Raw genomic sequence first — 22,635 nt, 5'->3', positions numbered from 1 at the left:
CGCTCGACGCGAACGGCGCGGTTTTCCTCAGGATTCTTCATAGGGTTGCACTCGAAGCTGTGGGACGCACTCAGCCGCAGATGCGACAACGCATTGCGGCGGCCGAAGCGGCGTACTGGATTCTTGGGATAGCCGGGATTCTACCGCCAAACGCGTCAGGCGGGGCGAGTTATCCACAGGGTCGGTTCGGCGCCGTTGTCGTGCACGCTCGGAGCGACGGCCTGCGCCAGTGAACGTAAGATATTGACGCCGCAAAGAAAAGCAGTTTAAATAGCGGGTTCCGCGAAAACCGAATTTTTCGGCTCGGCGTCGCACTGCCGTTGTGCTGGCGCGTCAGTTCCTTGCAAAGCACGCCGCGGCCCATCCTCCAACGAGTGAGAGCAACATGAAACGTACCTATCAACCGTCCGTGACGCGCCGCAAGCGCACCCATGGCTTCCGTGTTCGCATGAAGACCGCGGGTGGCCGCAAAGTCATCAACGCTCGCCGCGCGAAGGGCCGTAAGCGCCTGGCCGTCTAAGGCCGGCGTGACGCTGGGTAGCGACGGTCGGCGGCCGAGCAGCGCGGTTCGCGCACGTCGATGCCGGCGATGCCCGCCATGGGCGGCATGCCGAGCGGTGCGACGGACCGGCCCACTAGACGAGAGGCCTGACCGCGTGCGCACGACACCTGCTGGTTTCCCGAAGGCCGCAAGGCTGCTGAAAACGGATGAATTCTCATCCGTTTTTCGTTTGCGCCCATGGGCGCGCTCCGCTCACTTCGTGTTGTACGGCCGCCCCACCGGGCAGGCTGCGCGGCTCGGCGTGGTTGTCGGCAAGAAGCAGGCGCCGCGCGCGGTCACGCGCAACCTGGTCAAGCGGCTGGTTCGCGAGGCATTTCGCGTGCGGCGCCTGGAGTTGACTGGCTGGGATGTGCTGATCCGGCTGTCGGGCAAAATCGATCGTGCGCGGTTTCCGAGTGCCGGGTCTGCGGCGCTCACGCAGATGCTGCAAGCGCAGATCGAGGGACTGGTCGGGCGTGCGGTGCGCGAGGCCGCACATCGCACGGGCGGCGAACGGCCTGTGCAGGCCCAGGCGTCGGTGCTTGCGCCGCACCACGGGCAGCGCGGACCAGCGGCCTCGGCCTCGTCGGGCACGGTGCCGGACGATGGCCCGCCGGACCGGGCGTCCACTGACACGCAGCGATGACATGCAAACGGTGCTAATCGCGCTTCTGCGCTTTTACAAGCTCGCCGTGAGCCCTTATCTCGGCGATCGGTGCCGTTTTTACCCTTCATGTTCGGACTACGCGCGCGAGGCGGTCCAGTATCATGGCGCCGCGCACGGGACCTATCTGGCAGTGAAGCGATTGTGTCGCTGCCATCCGTTTTCGGCGGGCGGCGTCGACCCGGTGCCGCCGGTTCGTGCCGACAGGCGCTAGTCGCTCAGCTCATTTACCACGAGACAACGCATGGACATCAAACGTACCGTCCTATGGGTCATCTTCTTCATGTCAGTCGTCATGCTCTACGACAACTGGCAGCGGGACCATGGACGTTTGTCGCTGTTCTTCCCGAACACGACACCGACCCAGACGGCCGCTTCGGCGACGCCGGGCACGACCACGCCGGGCACGCAGTTGGCGGACCTGCCGCAGACCACGGAGTCGAGCAGCGCGCCTGGCACGGCGCCCGCCATGCAGCCCGTGGTGAAGGGCCAGCAGATCCACTTCAAGACGGACGTGTATGACGGCGATATCAGCACGGTAGGCGGCACGTTGTCGCGGCTGTCGCTGGTCAAGGAGGGGGACGGCAAGCAACCCAACCTGTACATCACGCTGTTTGACCAGACGGCCAACCATACGTACCTGGCGCGCACTGGCCTGATTGGCGGTGATTTCCCAAACCACAACGATGTGTTCACCGTCGTGCCGGGACCGACGTCGCTGACGGACGGCGCGAACACGGTGTCGATCAGCCTCGAATCGCCGGTCAAGGCTGGCGTGAAGGTGGTAAAGACCTATACGTTCACGCGCGGCAGCTATGTGATCGGCGTTGATACGAAGATTGAGAACGTTGGCGCCGCGCCGGTGAAGCCGACGGTATACATGGAGCTGGTGCGCGACGACACGCCGGTCGAGACACCGCGGTTCTCGCATACGTTCATCGGTCCGGCTGTCTACACCGAGCAGCACAAGTTCCAGAAGATGAGCTTCTCGGATCTGGACAAGGGCAAGCAGGACTATGCGCCGTCGGCTGACAACGGCTGGGTCGCGATGGTGCAGCACTACTTCGCCTCTGCGTGGATCCCGAAGGAAGGCGCACAGCGCCAGTTCTATGCGGACAAGTTCAGCCAGGCGCTGTACCGCGTCGGCATGAAGGAGCCGGTGCAGAGCATCGCTCCGGGTCAGAGCGTGAACGTGGCCGCGCGCCTGTTCGCCGGCCCGCAGGAGGAGCGCAAGCTGGAAAAGATCGCGCCGGGCCTGGAATTGGTCAAGGACTACGGCTGGGTGACGATCATTGCGAAGCCGTTGTTCTGGCTGCTCGAGAAGATCCACGGCTTTGTCGGCAATTGGGGTTGGGCAATCGTGTTGCTGACGCTGCTGATCAAGGCGGTGTTCTTTCCGCTGTCGGCTGCCAGTTACAAGTCGATGGCGCGGATGAAGGAGATCACGCCGCGCATGCAGCAGATCCGCGAGCGCTTCAAGAGCGATCCGCAGAAGATGAACGCGGCGCTGATGGAGTTGTACAAATCCGAGAAGGTGAATCCGTTTGGTGGCTGCCTGCCGATCGTGATCCAGATTCCGGTGTTCATCTCGCTGTACTGGGTGCTGCTCTCGTCAGTCGAGATGCGCGGCGCGCCATGGGTGCTGTGGATCCATGATCTGTCGCAGCAGGATCCCTACTTCATCTTGCCGGTGCTGATGGCGGTTTCGATGTTTGTGCAGACCAAGCTGAACCCGACTCCGCCCGATCCAGTGCAAGCGAAAATGATGATGTTCATGCCGATCGCGTTTTCGGTGATGTTCTTCTTCTTCCCGGCCGGACTGGTGCTGTACTACGTCGTGAACAATGTGCTGTCGATCGCCCAGCAGTACTACATCACGCGAATGATGGGCAAGGACAAGAAGGCCTGAGCCCGTGATGGTGGGGCGGGCAGCTTGAGGCGCCCGCCGCTGGCATGGGTCGTCTCGGTAGTCGGCGTGAATCGCCTGGCGTTGCTTAGCCGCTTGACGTCGCTCCATCGCTTGGCGTTGCCTGGCGGCCTGATGTCGCTTCATCGCCTGGCGCTGTCTGGTCGCCCGACGTCGGCTTCACCGCCTGGCGTTGCCTGGCTGCTTGACGTCGGCTCTACCGCCTGGCGCTGCCTGGCCGCTTGACGTCGCATCACCGCTTAGCGTTGCTTGGCCACCTGACGTTGTTCTACCGCCTGGCGTTGCTTGACTGCTGGACGCCGCCCGACCGCTTGGTGTTGCTAGACCACTGACGCCGTGACAATGCCTGGCATCCCGTGACCCGGCAGCCTTAGGCGGGCCGCCGGGTCACACGCTTGCGCATCTTCGCGAACGCATATCGCGCGATACAATGGACGCCAGTCGTTATCGGCGGCCACCCGTATTGCCGCACCTATTTATTCGAGTTAATGCAAACCGATTCTGATCCGATCGTCGCGATTGCCACCGCGCCGGGACGTGGTGGCATAGGGGTGGTGCGTGTCTCGTTCGGCGCGGCCGGGGCCGACGCGGCTGTGCGGCTGATGGACGCATTGTTTCGCGATCGGCTTGCACCCCGCCGTGCCGTCTATGTGCCGTTTTTCGATGCGGCTGGCGTGCCACTGGATCGCGGCATTGGCCTGTATTTCCCGGCGCCCCATTCGTACACCGGCGAGCACGTCGTCGAGCTTCAGGGGCATGGTGGGCCGGTCGTATTGCAACTCGTGCTGCAGCGATGTCTCGACGCCGGCTGCGACATCGGGCTGCGGCTCGCGCAGCCCGGCGAATTCACGCGACGCGCGTTCCTGAACGACAAGCTTGATCTCGCGCAGGCCGAAGCCGTGGCGGACCTAATCGAAGCCAGTACCGAGGCGGCCGCGCGCTCGGCCGGCCGTTCGTTGGAAGGAGCATTTTCGCGCGACATCCATCGGCTGGTTGACGAGGTCGTCGGCCTGCGGATGCTGGTCGAGGCCACCCTTGATTTCCCGGAGGAGGAAATCGATTTTCTGGAGGCTGCCGACGCGCGCGGCAAGCTGGCGCGTATCCGCGATGCATTGGCGGCTGTGCAGCGCGATGCGAAACAAGGCGCATTGCTGCGCGAGGGGCTGTCCGTCGTACTGGCCGGGCAGCCGAACGTCGGCAAGTCCTCGCTGCTTAATGCGCTGGTGGGTGCCGAGCTGGCGATCGTGACCCCGATTGCCGGCACGACGCGGGACAAGGTGGCGCAGACCATCCAGATCGAAGGCATACCGCTGCACGTGATCGATACTGCTGGCCTGCGCGATACGCAAGACGAAGTGGAGCGGCTCGGTATTGCGCGGTCATGGAACGAGATCGAGCGAGCGGATGTCGTACTGCACCTGCTGGATGCGCGTGATGGGATGAGCGTGGAGGATCACGCGATCGCCGCGCGGTTCCCCGCCGGTGTGCCGGTGGTGCGGATCTTCAACAAGATCGACCTGGCAGGCGTCGAGCCGGACGTGCGCGATGCCGGGGATAGTGCGGCGCGCGAGGTCAGGTTATCCGCAAAGGCGGCGCTCGGTATCGACCTGCTGCGGGCTGAACTGCTGCGCATTGCCGGATGGCAAGCAGGCGCGGAAAGTGTCTATTTGGCGCGCGAGCGTCATTTGCGCGCGTTGCGTGCAGCGGGCGAGCATTTGGCGACGGCTGCGGAGCACGCGGCTCGCAATGCGCAGGCGCTCGATCTATTTGCCGAGGAGTTGCGACTGGCGCAGGAACAATTGAACTCGATCACCGGTGAGTTCACGTCGGATGATTTGCTGGGGGTGATCTTTAGCCGGTTCTGTATTGGAAAGTAATGCAGAATCCATAGACATCTGTTCGCCCCCTGATGTGGTTCAAAGCCAACTACAGCAAGCGAGTTCTGCGCGGGGCTCAACGTATGGGCGCTGCTGCAGGTGGATCCCGCCGCCGTGGTGCTGGTCCTGGCCTGTCACGGATGGCTGGAGCGATCCGGGGACGCGTTCGCGAACAACGCGCGTGCGCGGGCATTGCGGGTCACCGCAGCGTCGCTCGATTCAGCCGGCGCGACCCTTTTTGCTGCGGTGTTGCGCGCATGCCGGGATCCCATGTCAGCGGATCATCGGGCGTCGTAACGGGTGCCTGAGTCGGCTTGCGACAGGACGCGATGGCCGGGGTGTGATGAGACGCTGCACCGTCCCAATTGTTCTTTTTTTGATAACAGTGAATTCGGAATTTAAGTATTTACCCTTATCTATCCGGCTCCTACACTGCATTTATCGGCTACGGACCTTGACGTTGGTAGCTTCAATGAGAAACGAACAATCGGAGGTTGTGTCATGAATGCGCTGATCAAAGCTGTTGCCATCACCACTGTTGCCGCCGCTGCTGCTGCGGCGCCGCTGGCCTCGTTCGCACAAACGAACGCACCGCTCACGCATGCCCAAGTGCGGGCCGAGTTGATCGAGCTGGAACAAGTTGGCTATAACCCCGCCATGGCCAACGACTACGACTATCCGAACAACATCCAGGCGGCTGAGGCCCGCGTGGCAGCCAAGCATGCCGCCGAGCAACGCGTCGCCGCGCAAGCGGTGGGCGGCGTGGCCAGCGGGTCGATGCAGGCGGGCGGCCAGGCCATTGCTCGTGTGTCTCAATCCGTCTATATGGGCCACTGAGTCCGCCACCGAGAGGAGCCTGTTGGCGCCAACGGTATTCGCGGGCGCACCCGATGTGCAAGGGTTGCGAGGATAGCATCGCGAGTGTTGCGTCGGCCGGCGGCGACGGTGAAGGGCGGATCAGTGAAGGGCGGATAAAGCCGTGGCGCGCCGCACCGAGTGTTACGCATCGCGGCCCTGGTATTTATTTAGGTTGACAGCGGCCCACGTGGGGTAGGAGTCGCCGGCAGAGGCTGGCGACTCTTTTTTATCCCGGTCGTTGTCGGCATTGCTGAACTCGTCCCATCGACCCATTCTGGGTAGTTGCGCAGGTTCGTCCATGCCTTTATCCGGCCGGAGTGCGAGGAGATTGAGATGCGCGTGGCACTCAACGACGCCATGCTGCTCTATCACGATGCGCCGGAGGCGAAACAAGTGAAGCAGGCGGGTGACCACATTATGCAGACGTTCATGCAACGTGGGCTGCCCGCGGCGTCGACCGCGACCCTGACCCTGGCATGCAGATTGATTACCGACACGATCCGTGCAGCAGGAAAACAATTATCGGCAAGTCCCCGTACACCTGCTCAGATCCACTCTATGCCGACGCGATGGCTGACATGTTTTGCGCGTACCTGCGTGCGCTCAATGGCGACTGAGTCAACTGGCCGCGCGCAGGCGCGTGCCGTTGCCCCTTTCCGTCGCTATCCGATTGCCTAAAATAAAGGGATGAGTGTTCCCGATGGAGGGCAATCATGGAAGGCGAGACGGTTGTAGGGCTGATCGGTGGTGGATTAGGCATTCTGATTCTGTTGTCACTGTGGGGATTCGAACTCTTATCACGCTGGCGCGAGCGTCCGGAGCGCAGTCGCGTGCTTCATTGGATGGAGACTCACCACCTGGCGGGATGGCTGCGCCGCCGTCATTGATGCGACGCCGCGCGTGCGGTGCGCCGGTGCGTAGGCGCGGCGTCATTCACCAGCAACACCCCGAAGCCGGCGGGTGATTGTGGCGAATCGCGTCCCCTATCTGTCGATGGATAAGGCCGCGCGCGTTCGGCGTGGTCATGACTGCGCAACCGGTGCTCCTGCCATAGTTCGTCAATGAAAAGAAACGCAACGATCATCAATGGCAGTAAGAGAAATGCGTCTAGGATAATCTGCTCGACCATGATCGGGTCCCTACATTAATCCTAATTTCATTCTAGGTCTTCATTCTAGGTCGCTGTGCATTTCCCACCAGCATTCCAACTGGCCCCCTAGCATTCCAGCTAGCCGGCCAGCACCAACTGCCATCTTGCGCCCCACCTTGGCATCCAGTTGGCCCGCCAGGACTGGCATTCTGGCCGGCGAGCGGGAGCGTGACTAGCGTGGAGGCTGCCAATGGGGCGCATATCTACCCGGGCCGATCCGCGCGATCCATTGTGCGGTGTGATTCGGATTGCCGCGCTTTGCGTATCCCGGCTCCGGGCAGGGGTTGCGTCCCTCCTCCGGCGGTTTTTTATTCAGTAAGCGTTTCAGCGCCTCATCAATTTTTGGCGAGAGGGCACCAATGGCTTACCCGCTGAGCGGGCTGGGTATTTTATGCATTCATTAATGCAACAAATCACGCGTCATTTCGGCTGCGTGCTGTGGCGCGATATGTGCAGTGCGTCAAAAAGCCGCAATGCGTGTGACAGGCATGTGGCCAAAAGGTGCGGCATTTTGGCCTATTGCGGCTGCACACAAGTTCTGCTTGTGCTTTGCTGGCATTGGTCTACGATGGAGCTGCTGTGGTTATCTTCAGCGAATGTCATACCAAGGTGTGCGCAGCCCATAGGAGAGAGATTCATGATGAAACGTACCGGGATGGTTATTGCTTTCGTCACGCTCACCGCCGCATTGTCCGCGGCGCAAGCCCAGGACAAAGTCGTCAAGCTGGCGCCGGACCAGACGTTCCGCTTCAAGGCAAATGCCTATGGATGTTTGTCGCGCGATAAGCTGGAAGCAGCTGACCAGCATGCGTTGGCCGGCGAACAAGGAAAAATGCAAGAGCTGTTTAATGGGTACCAATGCCTGTCGACGCCGGAAAATGACGAATTCAGAATCATCCGAGTAGTCGGGCATGCGATTGAATTTCAGAACGCGGGCAATCGCGATCCGAACGGCCTATGGACTTCGGACCGCTTTATCAAGCAATAGTTAAGAACACCTGCATGGCGATGAGTTGCCGCGTCCTGACACGGACGCCGCGCTGATTCACGGCACTGCGGTAGCCGGGATTCAGCCTATAAATGGGCCGGATCTCGTCTTCCTTGCGGTGGTCGCGCAATTTCAATGTGTCGTTGACATCGCGCGATTCAAACGTGAAAATCTCGTTGTTTAGCACCACGTCGTGAACGCCTTCCCGTTGCCCATCACTGAAGCGAAACGATGGCTGAAAAATGCAGAGGCAGCAGGATTTTTAACAAAAAAGCGGCGAATGGGCTATCGATTTTGTCGAAATAGATAAGGCTGGCGCAGCAATAGCGGCTGTTGTTTTACACACACCGTTTTATCAAGAAACCTTAGCATGGCGAGCGCCAAGCTAAGTGCGTCTTTTTTATTTCACCGATTCGACAAGTTGGGCACTGGCTGACGTTGCCACCGTTTTGGCAACGGCATGGCTGCTTTCGGGCGTTTGCCACGGGCCGTACTCATTTAGGCAGTGTGTTCTTTTAAGTTGATAAGGATGTTGCGTGAAAAAACATAAAAATTGTGGCGTTATCTGGATTACGGCGGCACTCGCCCTGGGATTGAGCGCGTGCGCGACGGAATCATCGCGATCGCTGCCGGTACCCGTGGTCAGTAGCGCCCAAACACCGTTTGCCGGCAAGCCGATGGAGATCGCCGTCGGCAAGTTCGATAACCGGTCTAGCTATATGCGCGGTATCTTTTCCGACGGGATCGACCGCCTCGGCGGACAGGCCAAGACGATCCTAGTCACGCGCCTGCAACAGAGCCGCCGCTTCAACGTGCTCGACCGGGACAACCTAGACGAGATTAAGCAGGAAGCCGGCTTCATGAAAAAGGCTCAGGCGATCAAGGGGGCCAATTTCGTCGTGACGGGCGACGTCACCGAGTTCGGTCGCAAGGAGGTCGGCGACCATCAATTATTCGGTATTCTCGGGCGTGGAAAAGCGCAGGTCGCGTACGCGAAGGTCAATCTCAATATCGTCAATACTGCGACGTCCGAAGTCGTGCTGTCGAGCCAGGGCGCGGGCGAATACAGCGTCTCCAATCGGGAGGTCATCGGCTTTGGCGGGACGGCTGGCTACGACTCCACGTTGAACGGCAAGGTGCTGGATCTGGCTATTCAAGAAGCGGTCAACCACTTGGTCGAACAGGTCGATGCCGGCGCACTCGGCTCGGCGAAATGAAGCGCTCGCCCCACGCTATGCCAATCACTAAAAAAGCAAGATGAATTTCCCTATCTTCCTCAAAAAAACCGGGTTGTCGCTGGTTGCGACTGCGGCCTGGTTGACTGGCTGCGCTAGCCATTCCACCGTGCCGCTGTATCAATGGGACGCTTATCAGCCGCAGGTCTACGAGTATTTCAAGGGACAAACGGCGCCACAGCAGCAGATCGACGCTCTGGAAAAAGCGCTGCAACAAATTCGCGCGGCAGGAAATCGTCCACCGCCGGGGTTTCATGCGCATCTCGGAATGCTGTATGCGAGCGTTGGCAATGACTCGCAAGCCGTACAAGCATTCGAGGCCGAAAAGCAGTCGTTTCCCGAATCATCGCCGTACATGGACTTCCTGATGAAGAAGTCCAGGCAACCCTGAGCTGAGCGCCACCATGTTCAAGATCATCAAGGTCTCTTTACTGAAATCGCTATGCGCCGGTGCGATGCTCGCATTGCTGGCCGCGTGTGCGGGTCCCAACCAACGTCCTGACTACACGGCATTCAAGAGAAGCCAGCCCCGTTCGATTCTCGTGCTGCCGCCGGTGAACGAAACGTCAGACGTGAAGGCCACCTACGGTTTGCTTTCGCAGATGACGCTTCCGTTGGCCGAGGCTGGATACTACGTGGTACCCGTGGCCCCCATGGAGGAGACGTTTAAGTACAACGGGCTGACCACACCGACGGATATTCAAGGTGTCACGCCCGCGAAGCTTCGCGATATCTTCGGCGCTGACGCAGCGCTCTATACGAAGGTCAAGCAATATGGCTCCGTCTACGCTGTGCTCGACAGTAAGACGGTCGTGGCAGCATCGGCCAAGCTTGTCGATCTAAAAACCGGCGATGTGCTGTGGCAGGGCGAGGGGCGTGCTACCGGCGACGAGGTGGGCACCAACGTCAACGTCGGTGCGTTCGGATTGATCGGCATATTGGCACAGGCCGCGATCAAGCAGATTGCGCATACGCTGTCCGACGACAGCGTTGACGTCGCGAATCTGGCGAGCCGGCGCCTGTTGTCGGCGGGGCCGCCGAGTGGCTTGCTTTACGGACCGCGCTCACCAAAGTACGGGACCGATTGACGGCTGCATCGCTGCGTTGACTGCAACCGGGACACGGTATCGCGGTTGTGTAGGCGCAGCGGGCCATTTACGGGTGCACCGCCATTTTTGCGGTGCGCCGTTGCTTGACCTCGCTCGTGCGGTGGCCATATTGCATTCTTTGATGCAAGGGCAGACTACTGCGCGCCAAACTCGGTCGTTGCGCAAAAATCGCAGTGCTTTCCTCGTCTATCCACTTCCTTAAATTGGGTGGCCTTAGTGCACCATGCCGCCCGGCTTGCCAGCCCTTGTGGCGTGGGTTTCCAAGCGTTTTCCGGTGTATGGGAATCGTGCGTTTTGACGCACCAACATGCGACTATGATCGAGAGACGGGGGATGGCGAGGCTTTTTATTGAGGAATATTAGGCACTGTCTAATAAGGATGAGTAACTGACAGAAAAAAGGGCCTAGCATCGCTGCTAAGCCCTTGATTTCTTGGTGGGGCGTGAGTGACTCGAACACTCGACCTACGGATTAAGAGTCCGCTGCTCTACCAACTGAGCTAACGCCCCAACAGAAGGGAAATTGTAGCAGACTTTCCGCGGTATGCAAATCTTTTGAGGGACGGGGCTTGGGGGATCGGGTAGGTTCGGTGTCGAGCAGCACACTAGGTCCACATCCGCTCGCCCTCACAGATCCAGGCGTGAACCTCTCGATTTATCGGGCGCTTATCGTCCAACCGTGGTTTCCATGGCCCAATGTGCGAGCAGACCAGGCTGTCCAAACTTAGCAGCCTTTAGCCTAGCCGTTGCGCGCAGCTTCGGCTATCTCGCCGGTTCCGAAAACTACTTGAGCGCTGCAAGAGCCTCCAGGTCATCGTGGCCACTGCTTGAAGGTAAGTCGAATCCGGACAACGGGTCCCTTTCTCATAATTAAGCTGCGCGTTCTGAGTGACGCTGCTAAGGGTTGTATCGCGATAACGAAAAGAGAATCGCCCCAGATTCAACGAATATGCCACGTACTAGCGCACGCACATCAGGGCCTTATCCACCGGATAAGGCAGGCGCTTCAGTACTGTGGCAATGCCAGCAGGCAGCGTTTTCTGCGTCTTCAACCGGGTGTCCGTCGATAGGCGATAAGCAACAAACCTTGACCTACCGCCTTAATGCGACAGAACCCTACAGGCGCTTGCTTTGTTTGCTCCCCAAATACGCAGCCGATATTCGAATCTGGCTTTGACATGATGTTTTTTGCCAAAAGTATGTAAAATTGATACATGTTATATTCTAAAGATGGAGTCTTTTTGGCGGAAAGTAAGGCCAAAAAATTGAAAAATATGCAGCCTTTATTTAATAAACAAATATCTAAATTAATTGATAGTCGGATTATGCGTGGGATTGCACTAATGCTTTGTGCAGTCTTCTTTTTTTCTTTGGTCGGTGTTATTGCAAAATTTATTGCGGCACAGTATCCGCCTAACGAAATCGCATTTTTTCGCATGCTGTTCGGGCTGATACCCGCCATGCTCGTCTTTCGCCGTCTTGAATTTAATAAAAAGGAGTTTACACTGAGCCGGTTTGGAGGGCATTTTCTCAGGGCGGCGATGGCGCTAGGCTCGATGGGCACTTTTCTTTCAAGCTTGCTCTACCTACCCTTGTCTACCGCTGTGACTTTGCATTACTTGGAAACTATTTTCGTTGCCGTGTTCGCGGTAGTGTGCTTAGGTGAACGGTTACGAATGGGTGTGCTAGGAGGGCTCATAGTAGGGTTGGGTGGCGTGACATTAATTTCCCCGTTGACTGGCGGATATGCATCGGTGCTGGGAACGGGACTGGGTGTGCTCAGCGCTGTCTTCGGCGCGGGGGCTGTAATTCAAATTAAAAGGCTTTCCCGTACTGAAGAGCCAACAGTAATTGTTTTGTATTTTACGTTGATCGGGACAATCGTAAGCGGATTATCACTATGGGTTTCGTGGACGACTCCAAGCATGGAAGATCTAGCGCTGATGGCGTTGCTTGGTTTAACCGCTGGTACGGGACAGCTACTGCTGACGACGGCGTTCAAAAATGCTCCCGCGTCGTTGCTGGCGCCGTTAAGTTATTTTGGCGTTGTATGGTCAATTCTTTTTGAGTACGTGATCTGGGGTGAGCTTATCGGACTACAAGCAGCACTAGGCGCAGTGTTAATTGTTGGAAGTGCGCTTTGTGTAAGTTTGTCGGGCAGACGTATCGATTCTTACGCGCGCACGTCCACCGCGAGGTCCGCTCATCAGCTTGCAAAAAAGTCAGTTTGACGTCTAGCTGATTGCACTTTGTGTATGCAGAGGTGGGCGCGCAAAATCGGACAGCCTGATAAGTGGGCTGGCCGGAGGCTGAGCCAGTAATAAAGCTGGCAAAAAATCAAAAAGTGCGGCCGCGACGCGCGTGCGCATCAACGCCGCACCCGCGCCGTGAGTGATTCCGGGTTCACGACGTTTTGCGTATCGCCGTCCAGATACGCAAGGATGTTGTTGAACGCCGCGCCGAAATACAGTTCATAGCTCTCGCGTTCCACGTAGCCGATGTGCGGCGTGCAAATCGCATTTTCCATGCGCAGTAACGGATAACCCTGCAGGATCGGCTCGCTTTCGAATACGTCCACCGCGACCATGCCCGGTCGCCCTTGATGAAGGGCTGATACGAGCGCGTTCTCCTCGAGCAGTTCGGCGCGGCTCGTGTTGACGAACAGTGCCGTTGGCTTCATCTGCACGAGGTCATTGACAGTCACGATGCCGCGGGTCTCGTCGTGCAGCCGTAGATGCAGGCTCAGTACGTCGCTTTCGGAAAAAAGTTGCTCGCGCGTCTGCGCCACTTCGAAACCATCGTCTTTCGCCGCGTGTAACGAATGTTCGCGTCCGTGGACCAACACGGTCATGCCAAACGCGCGCCCGTAGTGGGCGACGATCTTGCCGATTCTCCCGTAGCCCCAGATGCCCAGCGTCTGCCCGCGCAGCACCTGACCGAGCCCAAAGTTGGGTGGCAGCGCGGTGGTGCGCAAGCCTGATTGCTGCCAGGCACCTTGCTTAAGGTTCGCGACGTATTGAGGGATGCGACGCTGCGCCGCCATGATCAGCGCCCATGTCAACTCGGCGGGCGCAACGGGCGAGCCCGTGCCTTCTAGCACCGGAATGCCGCGCTCGGTGCACGCCTGCAGGTCCAAGTGACTGGATACGCGGCCTGTCTGGCTGATGACGTTCAGTCGCGGTAGTTTGTCTAGCAATTGCGGTGTGATGCGCGTGCGCTCGCGGATCAATACGAGCGCTTCGACTTCCGCGAGTCGGCTGACGAGTTGCCCGAGCCCGCGCACCGTGTTGTTGAACACCTTGACGTCATGCCCGGCGAGCAGTTGAAAACAGTCGAGCTTGCGGACGGCGTCTTGGTAGTCATCGAGGATGGCAATCTTCATGGGGACTTGGAACAGTGCGGTCTTTTGCGGTGCACCACTTGCACCGCGGACGGGGTGCTATGCTTGACGCTTCAACCGGCAATGCAGTGATCAGCGGCGCCGATGCGCCGAGGCCGGGGAACTGCTTTCGTGCGTGTCAGCGCACCTATGCCGTGCCGAAAATCAAGCAGCCTTTTCAACTTTTAACAGCTTGTCGAGCGCCGATGCAAGCCACGTTACAAGATGGTACAAGCTGGCAAGCTGCAATGTCCGCGATGTCTGCTTTGCACGTGCGCCCGTTGGTGCGCACCTCTCGTAGCCAGCATCGTCGGACTCATACCGTTTCTTTCTTGCCAAAACGGAGACAGCTTCATGAATCAACCTGCCCAAGGAGGCGGCCTCACCGTTGATCTCGACATGCCGATATACGTTAGGCACCGCAAGCTAATCGAGTGGGTTGAGCAAGTCGCAGCGTTGACGCGGCCTCACCGCGTCGTCTGGTGCGACGGCTCCCAACAAGAATATGACCGGCTGTGCGACCAGATGGTTCGGCACGGAACGCTTAAGAAACTCAACGACGCGAAGCGCCCGAACAGTTACCTCGCCTGCTCGGATCCGTCCGACGTCGCGCGGGTTGAGGATCGCACGTTTATCTGTTCGCAGCGCAAGGAGGACGCGGGTCCGACGAACAACTGGGTCGATCCTGGCCAAATGCGCACGACGCTTAAACAGCTTTTCGATGGCTCGATGGCCGGGCGCACGATGTACGTCGTGCCGTTCTCAATGGGGCCGCTCGGCTCGCCGATTGCACACATCGGCGTCGAGCTGACCGACAGCCCGTATGTAGTCGTAAACATGCGGATCATGACCCGGATGGGGCGGCCAGTCTACGACATACTCGGCGAGCACGGCCAGTTCGTGCCGTGCGTGCACTCGGTCGGCGCGCCGCTCGCCCCGGGCCAGTCCGATGTGCGCTGGCCGTGCAGCGATACGAAATACGTCGTGCACTTCCCGGAGACCCGCGAGATATGGAGCTACGGCTCGGGCTATGGCGGCAATGCATTGCTTGGCAAAAAGTGCTTCGCGCTGCGTATCGCGTCGACGATGGGCCGTAACGAAGGGTGGCTCGCCGAACACATGCTGATCCTGGGCGTGACTTCGCCGCAGGGGCGCAAGTACCATGTCGCTGCCGCGTTCCCATCGGCCTGCGGCAAGACGAATTTCGCGATGCTGATCCCTCCGCAGGAGATGAACGGCTGGCGTGTGTCGACGATTGGCGACGACATCGCATGGATCAAGCCGGGCCAGGACGGCAGGCTGTACGCAATCAATCCGGAGGCCGGCTATTTCGGCGTTGCCCCGGGTACCAGCAAAAAGACTAATTTCAACGCGATGGCCACGTTGCGCGAAAACGTGATCTTCACGAATGTCGCGCTGACCGATGACGGCGATGTCTGGTGGGAGGGCATGACGGACACGCCGCCCGCGCACCTGATCGATTGGCAAGGTCAGGACTGGACGCCGCAGATTGCGCGGGAAACCGGTCGCAAGGCCGCGCATCCGAACGCGCGCTTTACCGCGCCTGCATCGCAGTGCCCGTCGATCGATCCTGAGTGGGAAAACCCGCAGGGTGTGGCGATCGACGCCTTCATCTTCGGCGGCCGCCGCTCTAGTACCGTGCCCCTGGTAACCGAAGCGCGTAACTGGGTGGAAGGCGTCTATATGGCCGCGACGATGGGTTCCGAGACGACGGCCGCCGCGGCGGGCCAACAAGGCGTCGTGCGTCGCGACCCATTCGCGATGCTGCCGTTCTGCGGCTACAACATGAGTGACTACTTTGCGCATTGGCTCGACATCGGCGCCCGGCTGCAAGCGCAAGGCGCGACGTTGCCCAGAATCTATTGCGTGAACTGGTTCCGCAAGGGTGCCGACGGCAAGTTTGTTTGGCCGGGTTTCGGCGACAACATGCGCGTGCTGCAGTGGATGCTTGGGCGCATTGACGGGCAGGCGCGCGGTGTCGAGCATGTGTTTGGCGTTTCACCGCGCTATGAGGATATCGATTGGACCGGCCTGGCGTTTTCACGTCAGCAGTTCGAGCAGGTCATGTCAGTCGACACCAGCGCGTGGCGCGAGGAGTTGGCGCTGCACGGGGAATGGTTTGCCAAGCTGGAATGCCGGCTGCCCGAGGCGTTGAACCGGATCAAGGACCGGATCGAGCGGCAACTCGCGGCATAGTCCTTTTGCATCATTTTGGTGCGTTCGAGCATTTTGTGCTTTGTGCTGTATGGCCCGTTACCCCAACATTACGCCGATCCCCTACGGGGTTTCGGCGTTTTTTCAGAAAATGACGTGCCGCAATGCCGCAACTTCTGCAGACTTTCGCAAGTCATAGGAAAATCCCGCATTGCAATTGTGCAACAATGCCATTTCGGTTGCACGCAGTAGGAGTTTCCTTATGGATCATTTGCAGTCGATGCGCGTTTTCGTCAAGGTGGCAGACCTGGGCAGTTTTGCCAAGGCTGCCTCCATGATGGACATGTCGAATGCTGTCGTCACCCGGCACGTCGCCGACTTGGAAAGCCGGTTGGGAACCCGTCTGCTGAATCGAACCACGCGTTCGCTTTCGTTGACCGAGTCCGGCCAAGTCTATCTTGAGCGTGCCCGCCAGATCTTGGACGAGTTGGAAGATGTCGAGCAGATGGTGGTGGCGCGCAATCACGAGCCGGTCGGCACGTTGCGCATCGTCGCACCAGTGGTGTTCGGGCTGCACAATTTGGCGCCCGTGCTGCACTCGTACGCGCAGCGGTTTCCGCAGGTCATCCCGAACGTCACGCTGGTGGACCGGGAGGTCGATATGGTGGAGGAGGGTTTCGACGTCGGCGTCGTGATTGCGCGCAACGTGCGCAGTGCCAGTGTCGTGATGCGTCGGCTGACGACTGGCTGTATCACCGTCTGCGCAACGCCTGAGTACATCGCCAAGCATGGTGTGCCGCAGCGACCCGAAGACTTGCTCGAGCATCACTGCCTGTCATTGCCCGCAGACTATTGGGGCGACGAGCGCGTATTCACCGGTCCGGATGGCCAAGAGGTCCGAGTGCGGCCCACCAATGTGATGATCGCGAACAATACCGAGATGCTGCGTCAACTTGCGTTGCTCGGCAATGGCATTGCGTTGTTGCCAAGCTACCTGATCGGCCGCGACATGGCCGAGGGGCGCTTGCTGCGCTTGCTGCCGCAATATCACCTGCCGCGGGTCGATATCAACATTGCTTATCCCAGCCGGCACTATCTGCCGGCCAAGGTGCGCACGTTCATCGATCATCTCGTCGAGCACTTTAGCCAGACGCCGAACAGCATGCTCGGTGAACAATGGTCTGGCGTCGATGGCGCGCGCACAAAGGCAGCTGACGGCTCGACGGGGCCGGCCGACGCGGCAGCACACGCGGCCCTGGCGCCCCAGCACCCAGAACAAGGGCGCGGCGAGGGTGAGCTGGACCAGCTTGATGAACAATTGCGCGCCAACGGTATCGAACGCAAAGGAAAGAACCGTGCGCCGGTGGCGCCACGGCGATATCCGGGCAACGCTGAACGTCGCACGTACGAACCGGCATAGGCAGCGGGATATGTCAGGGCGGCGCGATTTGCCGCTGCCGGCACACTGGGCCGCCGGCGTCGGCACGTTGGGCCTTTGTCGTCAGCACGACGGGCCTCCGGTGCCATGCGCCACCTTGCGGCCACGGCAGTGCACGCGCGGCTATCTGTAACGCCGCATGACCGATGCGTGAGGCGGCATATCGCGCGATGTGTCGATCGCCCGGTGTTGTCCTACTTACTCGCCCAATGCTCGGCCCGCGCTCGCCGAGGCGATCAGCCTGCGGCGCGCTTGCGTGCCGGCGTCTTGCGTGCGGTGGTTTTCGCGGCAGGACCCGCCGTTGCCGTGGCGGTCCGGGTGGCCCGTTTGGCTGCGGGCTTGAGCGACGTCGCGCGATGGCTGTCGCCGCGTTGCGTCGTATCGGGCCCGGCGTCCCCGGCTCCGCTGTTTGCCTTCGCGCCACGCGTTGAAGACTTCGCTGCGGTCTTTGCCGCTGGCTCCTTCTTCTCGAACTCGAAGCCAATCGAGCCATCTTTCTGCTTGACGAGGAATGCCTTGAAGTTGCGCCCGGTGCGGGACGACTTGAAATTCGTCAGCAGGTCGGTGCGTCCCTGGTCGAGCAGCTTTGCCATTTGCTCCCGCGTGATTTCCTGCTGCAGGATCACCTTTCCGGAGCGAAAGTCGCAGGTCTTCGGATGGGCCGCCTGATTTTCGCAAACATAGCTCATGCCATGCTCGAACACACGGGCATGGCACTTCGGGCATTGGCCGACGGGTTCCTGTGAGGAGAAGTCGGGCGCCTCACCCTCTTCTCCCATTGTATCCTGACCGAAGTCAAACTCCAGCTTGTAGTTGTTTGCCTCTTCGTCGCGCGCGAGCTTTAGGATGGCGGAGAAGGGGCGGCCCATCTTCGAGCGGAAGCCCGACAGCGGGCCGATCGATTTTTCCGATAGCAACTGCTCGACCTCGTCGATCTCGAACTGTCGACCGCCCGGTATTTTCGAGATCGAGAAGTCGCATTTCGTGCACGCGAAGCGGCGGTAGTTTTCCTTGACTTCGCCGTTGCAGTTCGGACAGGTTGTCTTCAACGTCGCGTAATCGCCCGGGATCGTGTCCGAATCATATTCCTTCGCACGTTTAACGATCGTTTGGGTCATGCGCGCGATCTCGCGCATGAACGCTTCGCGCTCCAGACGACCCCGCTCCATCTGCGACAGCTTATGTTCCCACTCTCCAGTCAGTTCGGGGGCGGTGAGCTCTTCGACGCCTAGGCCGCGCAGCAGCGTCATCAGCTGGAATGCCTTGGCCGTCGGGATTAACTCTCGGCCCTCGCGGAGCAAGTATTTTTCACCAAGCAACCCCTCGATGATCGCCGCGCGCGTGGCGGGCGTGCCCAGGCCCTTGGCCGCCATTGCCTCGCGCAATTCGTCGTCCTCGACCAGCTTGCCCGCCCCTTCCATCGCCGAGAGCAGCGTCGCTTCGTTGTAGCGGGCGGGCGGCTTGGTGGTCAATTGCTGGGCTGCAATCTTGTCCGTCTGGACCTTCTCGTCCTTGGCGACCGGCGCGAGGTTCGCATCCTCGCCCGATGTCTCACGGCCGTACACCTGCAACCAGCCTGGCGCGACCAATACCTTACCTTCGGTCTTGAAATGATGGCCCACCACTTCCGTGATCCGGGTCGTCACTTTGTACTCGGCGGCTGGGAAAAACACAGCCAGGAAACGCTTGACCACCAAGTCGTACAGCTTCTGCTCCGGCTCGGACAGGTTCTTGGGCGCTTGCAGCGTCGGAATGATTGCAAAGTGATCGCTGATCTTAGTGTTATCGAAGATCCGCTTGTTTGGCCTGACCCAGCCCTTGTCCAACACCTGCTTGGCGAACGGCAGGTAGTTGTTGCTTTCCTTGAGCACCTCCAGCGTATCGCGGACCGCGGCCATGTAGTCCTCGGGCAGCGCGCGCGCATCGGTACGCGGATAGGTCAGCACCTTGTGCCGCTCGTACAGCGCCTGGGCCAGCGCGAGTGTGTTCTTGGCCGAGAAACCGAAGCGTCCGTTCGCCTCGCGTTGCAAGCTGGTCAGGTCAAACAGCAATGGCGAGAGCTGCGTCGACGGTTTCGATTCCTCGCTGACCGTGCCTATCTGCCCACGGCATGCCGCGACGATCGTTTCGGCCGCAGCCGCGCTCCAAAGTCGGGAGTCGCGTTGCTCGGGATCGAATTCGTTTTTCTTGAATTTCGGGTCGAACCAGCGCCCTTCGTAAGATCCCGTCGCGCAAACGAATTCAGCTTTAACTTCCCAGTAGTCGCGCGGCACGAAGCGACGAATCTTTTCCTCGCGCTCCACGACGATCGACAGCGTCGGCGTTTGCACGCGTCCGACCGTGGTCAGGAAAAAGCCACCGCCCTTGCTGTTGAACGCCGTCATCGCCCGCGTGCCGTTGATGCCCACGAGCCAATCGGCCTCGGAGCGACAGCGCGCCGCGTCGGCCAGCGGTTGCATCTCCTGGTCGCTGCGCAATTGCGCGAAGCCGTCTCGGATCGCCGCCGGCGTCATCGACTGGAGCCACAAACGCTGCACCGGTTGCTTGGCTTTGGCGTGCTGCACGATCAGCCGGAAGATCAACTCGCCTTCGCGGCCCGCGTCACATGCGTTGACCAGCCGGTCGACGTCCTTGCGCTTGATCAGTCGGGTCAGCAGCTTCAGCCGAGACTCGCTCTTGGCAATCGGTTGGAGGTCGAAATGGGGCGGAATAACGGGCAGATGCGCGAAACTCCATTTGCCGCGCTTGACTTCATACTCCTGCGGCGCCGCAATTTCCACTAAGTGGCCAACCGCCGACGACAACACATAGTCATCGCTCTCGTAGTATTCGTCATGCTTTGTGAAGCCGCCCAGCGCGCGCGCGATATCGTTCGCGACAGACGGCTTTTCGGCGATGATCAGGGCTTTTGACATGACTATTGGAAAGTACGGATGCGCGGAATCGAACGCTTTATAGCATATCGGCCGCAAACGCATCGCGGCGCGAGCGCGGCAAGCGGCTTGCGGCAACAGCTCAGCCGCGCATGATAAGCGCGTGCCAAGGTCGGCCGCAAGCGTTCAGCACAATTGCGTGCAAGCGCGGCGCGAGGCGGCAATAGCCGGAGAATAGGCAATTTGCGTGCCGCGTCGCTCACGCGTCAACGAGCGCCGGACGTAGTTTTGGCGCGCGCTCCACGCCGGGCAGCGAGGACAAGTCCACTAGCATCCGCGCAACGATCTGCGGATGGGGCAGTACGGTGCCGAAAAAGCGCGTGGCATGAGCATCCTCGATCAGGATGGTCGGAAAATTCTCCACATCGAAGTCATCGAGCCGGTCGGCATGCGTCTCGATGTCGATCCAAACAAAACATGCCTCCGGATGCGCGTCTGCGAGCGCGTCGAAACCGGCCCGGTATTCGCGGCACGAGCCGCACCATTCGGCGCACAGGCAGGCGACAAACAGCGTGTCAGCGGATGACAAACGCGTGGTGATGACGTCGGCGTCGTGGTCAAGGTCGAGGGCAGGCATGAATGAAAAGAGATCCTGGCAACGCATCGTGGCGGCGTGGGCGTGCCGGCATGGCTCGCCCGGCGGGTGTGGCCGTGGCGCCACGCCGCTGCTGATGTAATCTAATTTTGGACTTTAGCATGGTCGCCGTGCGACCGGCACGGCAATCCGCTCACGCGCGCTGAAAGCGCCCGCCTGGTAGCGCAACGATCGTACCGGCCAGTTCCAGTTCTAGCAATACCGCTTGCAGTGTCGCGCAGTCCAAATGGGTACGCTGTACCAGGGTTTCAAGCGTAACGGGATCGTGTCCGATCGCTTCCAGTGTCGCGCGCCGTGCTGCGTCTGCGGCGTGGTTGGCTTGGGTGCTCCGTGCAGCGGCGAGGTACGCTGGGCGGCGGCGGGCACTCGACCAGGGCCCGATCGTGTGACGTCGGGTTGGGGCGCGCGCCGCAGCGGTGCCGCGCCGCGCGTCACCGGGTGTGACGCAGTGGTGCTGCCGCGGCCGTGCGCGGTGGCTCGTCACCAACGGATCGGCCGGTACGGCGGTCTTGGCGTCGGCCCAATCGGCTGACGCGACGGCAGCCGATTGGGCCGTTCCAGCGTGCACTGGCCGGGTGGCGGCGCGCTCGGCCGGGCGGGTTGTCGAAGCCCCGGCCGTATCGGTTGTCGAAGCATCGGATGTATGGGCCGCCGATGCATCGGGTGTATGGGCCGTCAAAACATCCGGCGTGTGGGTTGCCGAAGTATCCGAAGCAGGGATTGCCGCCCCGGGCCGATGGATTGCCGCCGGCTCAGGCGCGTGGGCTGCCGGCGCATTGGGCGCACAGACGGCCGATGGGGCTGCTTGCGGGCTGGCTGGGGCGGCGCCGGCGGCAGTCTCGACGCCGGGCTCCGGCAATCGAAGCTCGGTTAGCACGTCGTGCGGTGTCTCGACCAGCTTGGCGCCGTCTTTGATCAGCCGGTGACAGCCACGGGACATCGGCGAATGGATGGAGCCGGGAATGGCGAACACATCGCGGCCGATGTCGTTGGCCAGTCGCGCGGTGATCAATGAACCGGAATAGGGGGCGGCTTCCACGACGAGCACGCCCCGTACCATCGCGGCGATGAGTCGATTGCGTTGCGGGAAGTGCTGGCGTAGCGGCGCGGCGCCTAACGGCCATTCAGTCAGGATCGCACCGCCACGCTCGACGATTTCAGCGGCCAGGCCGGTGTGACGTTGCGGGTAGATAACATCCGCGCCAGAGCCGGTGATTGCCACCGTCACACCACCGCTATCCAGCGCGCCGCGATGCGCGGCACCGTCGATGCCCAGCGCCAGTCCCGATACGATGCACACACCCTGTGCCGCAAGCGCCTGCGCGAACAAGCGCGCATTGTCATTGCCTTGCGGTGTCGGATTGCGGCTGCCGACGATCGCCAGCGCTGGTCGGTGCAGCGCGCCGATCGCGCCGTGCACGTAAAGCAGTGGCGGCGGATCGTACAGTGTCAGCAGCGCGGGTGGATACGCCGGATGGCCGAACGGCACGATCCGCCGTGCGTCCCCGGCAGCCCATGCAAGCGCTGCCTCCACGCGCGGTGTCACCGCGTCGCGGCTTTGCAGCAACGCCTGCGCGGCGACGGCGCCGACCACACGCTCCAGGCCCGCGGCCGTCTCAGTCATGATAGGTCGCGGCGAGCCGAATGCCGCGAGCAGCGCGAGCGCCGCCGACGCCGACACGCGAGGCGTGTGCGCGAGCGTCAACCAGGCGGCGAGTTCGTCTGCCGCAAGCATCGGCGGCTGGATCGTGGTATTCATCGCGTGAT

The 22,635-nt window shown here is 60.5% G+C and carries 21 protein-coding genes, 1 tRNA gene and 1 pseudogene; 15 read left to right on the top strand and 8 right to left on the bottom strand.

All coding sequences use genetic code 11. The annotated features are described in order from the left end of the window. Window positions 1-385: 385 nt before the first annotated feature. From rpmH to RBRH_RS19140, 8 genes are all read left to right on the top strand, one after another. Window positions 386-520, top strand: coding sequence for a 50S ribosomal protein L34 (gene rpmH / locus RBRH_RS12230; protein ID WP_006998755.1), 135 nt, complete (start codon window positions 386-388; stop codon window positions 518-520). Between the two features lie 97 nt (window positions 521-617). Beyond that, complete coding sequence (gene rnpA / locus RBRH_RS12225; protein ID WP_083813487.1) at window positions 618-1,187, top strand: ribonuclease P protein component; 570 nt, start codon at window positions 618-620, stop codon at window positions 1,185-1,187. Window position 1,188: 1 nt separating this feature from the next. Continuing rightward, a complete protein-coding gene (yidD, locus tag RBRH_RS12220) occupies window positions 1,189-1,419 on the top strand; it encodes a membrane protein insertion efficiency factor YidD (protein ID WP_041753937.1) in 231 nt (76 codons plus the stop codon). A gap of 30 nt (window positions 1,420-1,449) precedes the next feature. Then, window positions 1,450-3,114: a membrane protein insertase YidC gene (gene yidC, locus RBRH_RS12215; protein WP_013436635.1), complete on the top strand. Its 1,665-nt coding sequence runs from the start codon at window positions 1,450-1,452 to the stop codon at window positions 3,112-3,114. Between the two features lie 506 nt (window positions 3,115-3,620). Further along, window positions 3,621-5,009, top strand: coding sequence for a tRNA uridine-5-carboxymethylaminomethyl(34) synthesis GTPase MnmE (gene mnmE / locus RBRH_RS12205; protein ID WP_041754597.1), 1,389 nt, complete (start codon window positions 3,621-3,623; stop codon window positions 5,007-5,009). Window positions 5,010-5,510: 501 nt separating this feature from the next. Continuing rightward, a complete protein-coding gene (locus tag RBRH_RS12195) occupies window positions 5,511-5,846 on the top strand; it encodes a DUF4148 domain-containing protein (RefSeq protein ID WP_013436630.1) in 336 nt (111 codons plus the stop codon). Between the two features lie 354 nt (window positions 5,847-6,200). Continuing rightward, window positions 6,201-6,545 carry a hypothetical protein gene (locus RBRH_RS12190; protein ID WP_232509302.1) on the top strand — a complete coding sequence of 115 codons (345 nt, stop codon included), beginning with the start codon at window positions 6,201-6,203 and terminating at the stop codon, window positions 6,543-6,545. Window positions 6,546-6,580: 35 nt separating this feature from the next. Further along, window positions 6,581-6,754, top strand: a complete 174-nt coding sequence (locus RBRH_RS19140) for a hypothetical protein (RefSeq protein ID WP_013436627.1) — start codon at window positions 6,581-6,583, stop codon at window positions 6,752-6,754. Here RBRH_RS19140 and RBRH_RS16345 read toward each other — a convergent pair. Then, window positions 6,748-6,996, bottom strand: coding sequence for a hypothetical protein (locus RBRH_RS16345; protein WP_013436626.1), 249 nt, complete (start codon window positions 6,994-6,996; stop codon window positions 6,748-6,750). The genes RBRH_RS19140 and RBRH_RS16345 overlap by 7 nt on opposite strands. Window positions 6,997-7,654: 658 nt before the next feature. Between RBRH_RS16345 and sap1 the strand changes: the two genes are divergently transcribed. After that, the gene (sap1, locus tag RBRH_RS12180; RefSeq protein WP_041753936.1) at window positions 7,655-8,005 is read left to right on the top strand and encodes a surface attachment protein Sap1; all 351 of its coding nucleotides are present in this window, start codon (window positions 7,655-7,657) and stop codon (window positions 8,003-8,005) included. On the opposite strand, the gene RBRH_RS12175 is transcribed toward sap1, so the two are convergent. Further along, complete coding sequence (locus RBRH_RS12175) at window positions 7,995-8,192, bottom strand: hypothetical protein (RefSeq protein ID WP_157864449.1); 198 nt, start codon at window positions 8,190-8,192, stop codon at window positions 7,995-7,997. The two genes, sap1 and RBRH_RS12175, sit on opposite strands and share 11 nt — an antisense overlap. 349 nt (window positions 8,193-8,541) lie before the next feature. Between RBRH_RS12175 and RBRH_RS12170 the strand changes: the two genes are divergently transcribed. Genes RBRH_RS12170 through RBRH_RS12160 form a run of 3 tightly spaced genes read left to right on the top strand, consistent with a single transcriptional unit; the run spans window position 8,542 to window position 10,328 of the window. Continuing rightward, on the top strand, window positions 8,542-9,222 hold the full coding sequence (locus RBRH_RS12170; protein WP_013436621.1) for a CsgG/HfaB family protein: 681 nt from the start codon (window positions 8,542-8,544) through the stop codon (window positions 9,220-9,222). A gap of 40 nt (window positions 9,223-9,262) precedes the next feature. Next, window positions 9,263-9,631: a DUF4810 domain-containing protein gene (locus RBRH_RS12165; RefSeq protein WP_013436620.1), complete on the top strand. Its 369-nt coding sequence runs from the start codon at window positions 9,263-9,265 to the stop codon at window positions 9,629-9,631. A 13-nt stretch (window positions 9,632-9,644) separates the two neighbouring features. Further along, window positions 9,645-10,328: a DUF799 domain-containing protein gene (locus tag RBRH_RS12160; RefSeq protein WP_013436619.1), complete on the top strand. Its 684-nt coding sequence runs from the start codon at window positions 9,645-9,647 to the stop codon at window positions 10,326-10,328. A 454-nt stretch (window positions 10,329-10,782) separates the two neighbouring features. Here RBRH_RS12160 and RBRH_RS12155 read toward each other — a convergent pair. Together RBRH_RS12155 and RBRH_RS19135 are read right to left on the bottom strand one after the other, a co-directional pair. Further along, window positions 10,783-10,858: transfer RNA gene (locus tag RBRH_RS12155), tRNA-Lys, on the bottom strand. 452 nt (window positions 10,859-11,310) lie between these two features. Beyond that, window positions 11,311-11,400, bottom strand: a pseudogene (locus RBRH_RS19135) (IS6 family transposase); the annotation flags it as partial. Between the two features lie 189 nt (window positions 11,401-11,589). Here RBRH_RS19135 and RBRH_RS12150 point away from each other — a divergent pair. Further along, window positions 11,590-12,579: a DMT family transporter gene (locus tag RBRH_RS12150; RefSeq protein WP_162145557.1), complete on the top strand. Its 990-nt coding sequence runs from the start codon at window positions 11,590-11,592 to the stop codon at window positions 12,577-12,579. 137 nt (window positions 12,580-12,716) lie between these two features. On the opposite strand, the gene RBRH_RS12145 is transcribed toward RBRH_RS12150, so the two are convergent. After that, window positions 12,717-13,730, bottom strand: a complete 1,014-nt coding sequence (locus RBRH_RS12145) for a D-2-hydroxyacid dehydrogenase family protein (protein WP_013436615.1) — start codon at window positions 13,728-13,730, stop codon at window positions 12,717-12,719. 351 nt (window positions 13,731-14,081) lie between these two features. Between RBRH_RS12145 and RBRH_RS12140 the strand changes: the two genes are divergently transcribed. Together RBRH_RS12140 and RBRH_RS12135 are read left to right on the top strand one after the other, a co-directional pair. Continuing rightward, window positions 14,082-15,944, top strand: coding sequence for a phosphoenolpyruvate carboxykinase (GTP) (locus RBRH_RS12140; RefSeq protein WP_041753935.1), 1,863 nt, complete (start codon window positions 14,082-14,084; stop codon window positions 15,942-15,944). A gap of 220 nt (window positions 15,945-16,164) precedes the next feature. Continuing rightward, window positions 16,165-17,322: a LysR family transcriptional regulator gene (locus tag RBRH_RS12135; RefSeq protein ID WP_049786429.1), complete on the top strand. Its 1,158-nt coding sequence runs from the start codon at window positions 16,165-16,167 to the stop codon at window positions 17,320-17,322. A gap of 254 nt (window positions 17,323-17,576) precedes the next feature. On the opposite strand, the gene RBRH_RS12130 is transcribed toward RBRH_RS12135, so the two are convergent. The 3 genes from RBRH_RS12130 to dprA all read right to left on the bottom strand — a co-directional run bounded on the left by RBRH_RS12130 (window position 17,577) and on the right by dprA (window position 22,627). Continuing rightward, window positions 17,577-20,255: a DNA topoisomerase III gene (locus RBRH_RS12130; RefSeq protein ID WP_041753934.1), complete on the bottom strand. Its 2,679-nt coding sequence runs from the start codon at window positions 20,253-20,255 to the stop codon at window positions 17,577-17,579. Between the two features lie 217 nt (window positions 20,256-20,472). Next, window positions 20,473-20,850 carry a thioredoxin family protein gene (locus RBRH_RS12120; RefSeq protein WP_041753932.1) on the bottom strand — a complete coding sequence of 126 codons (378 nt, stop codon included), beginning with the start codon at window positions 20,848-20,850 and terminating at the stop codon, window positions 20,473-20,475. A gap of 151 nt (window positions 20,851-21,001) precedes the next feature. Beyond that, complete coding sequence (gene dprA, locus RBRH_RS20385; RefSeq protein WP_041753931.1) at window positions 21,002-22,627, bottom strand: DNA-processing protein DprA; 1,626 nt, start codon at window positions 22,625-22,627, stop codon at window positions 21,002-21,004. Window positions 22,628-22,635: the final 8 nt, after the last annotated feature.

This window comes from Mycetohabitans rhizoxinica HKI 454, from assembly GCF_000198775.1.
Lineage (GTDB): Bacteria > Pseudomonadota > Gammaproteobacteria > Burkholderiales > Burkholderiaceae > Mycetohabitans > Mycetohabitans rhizoxinica.
The sequence above is the reverse complement of the archived record's forward strand: the minus strand, read 5'-3'. Positions and strand labels throughout refer to the sequence as shown.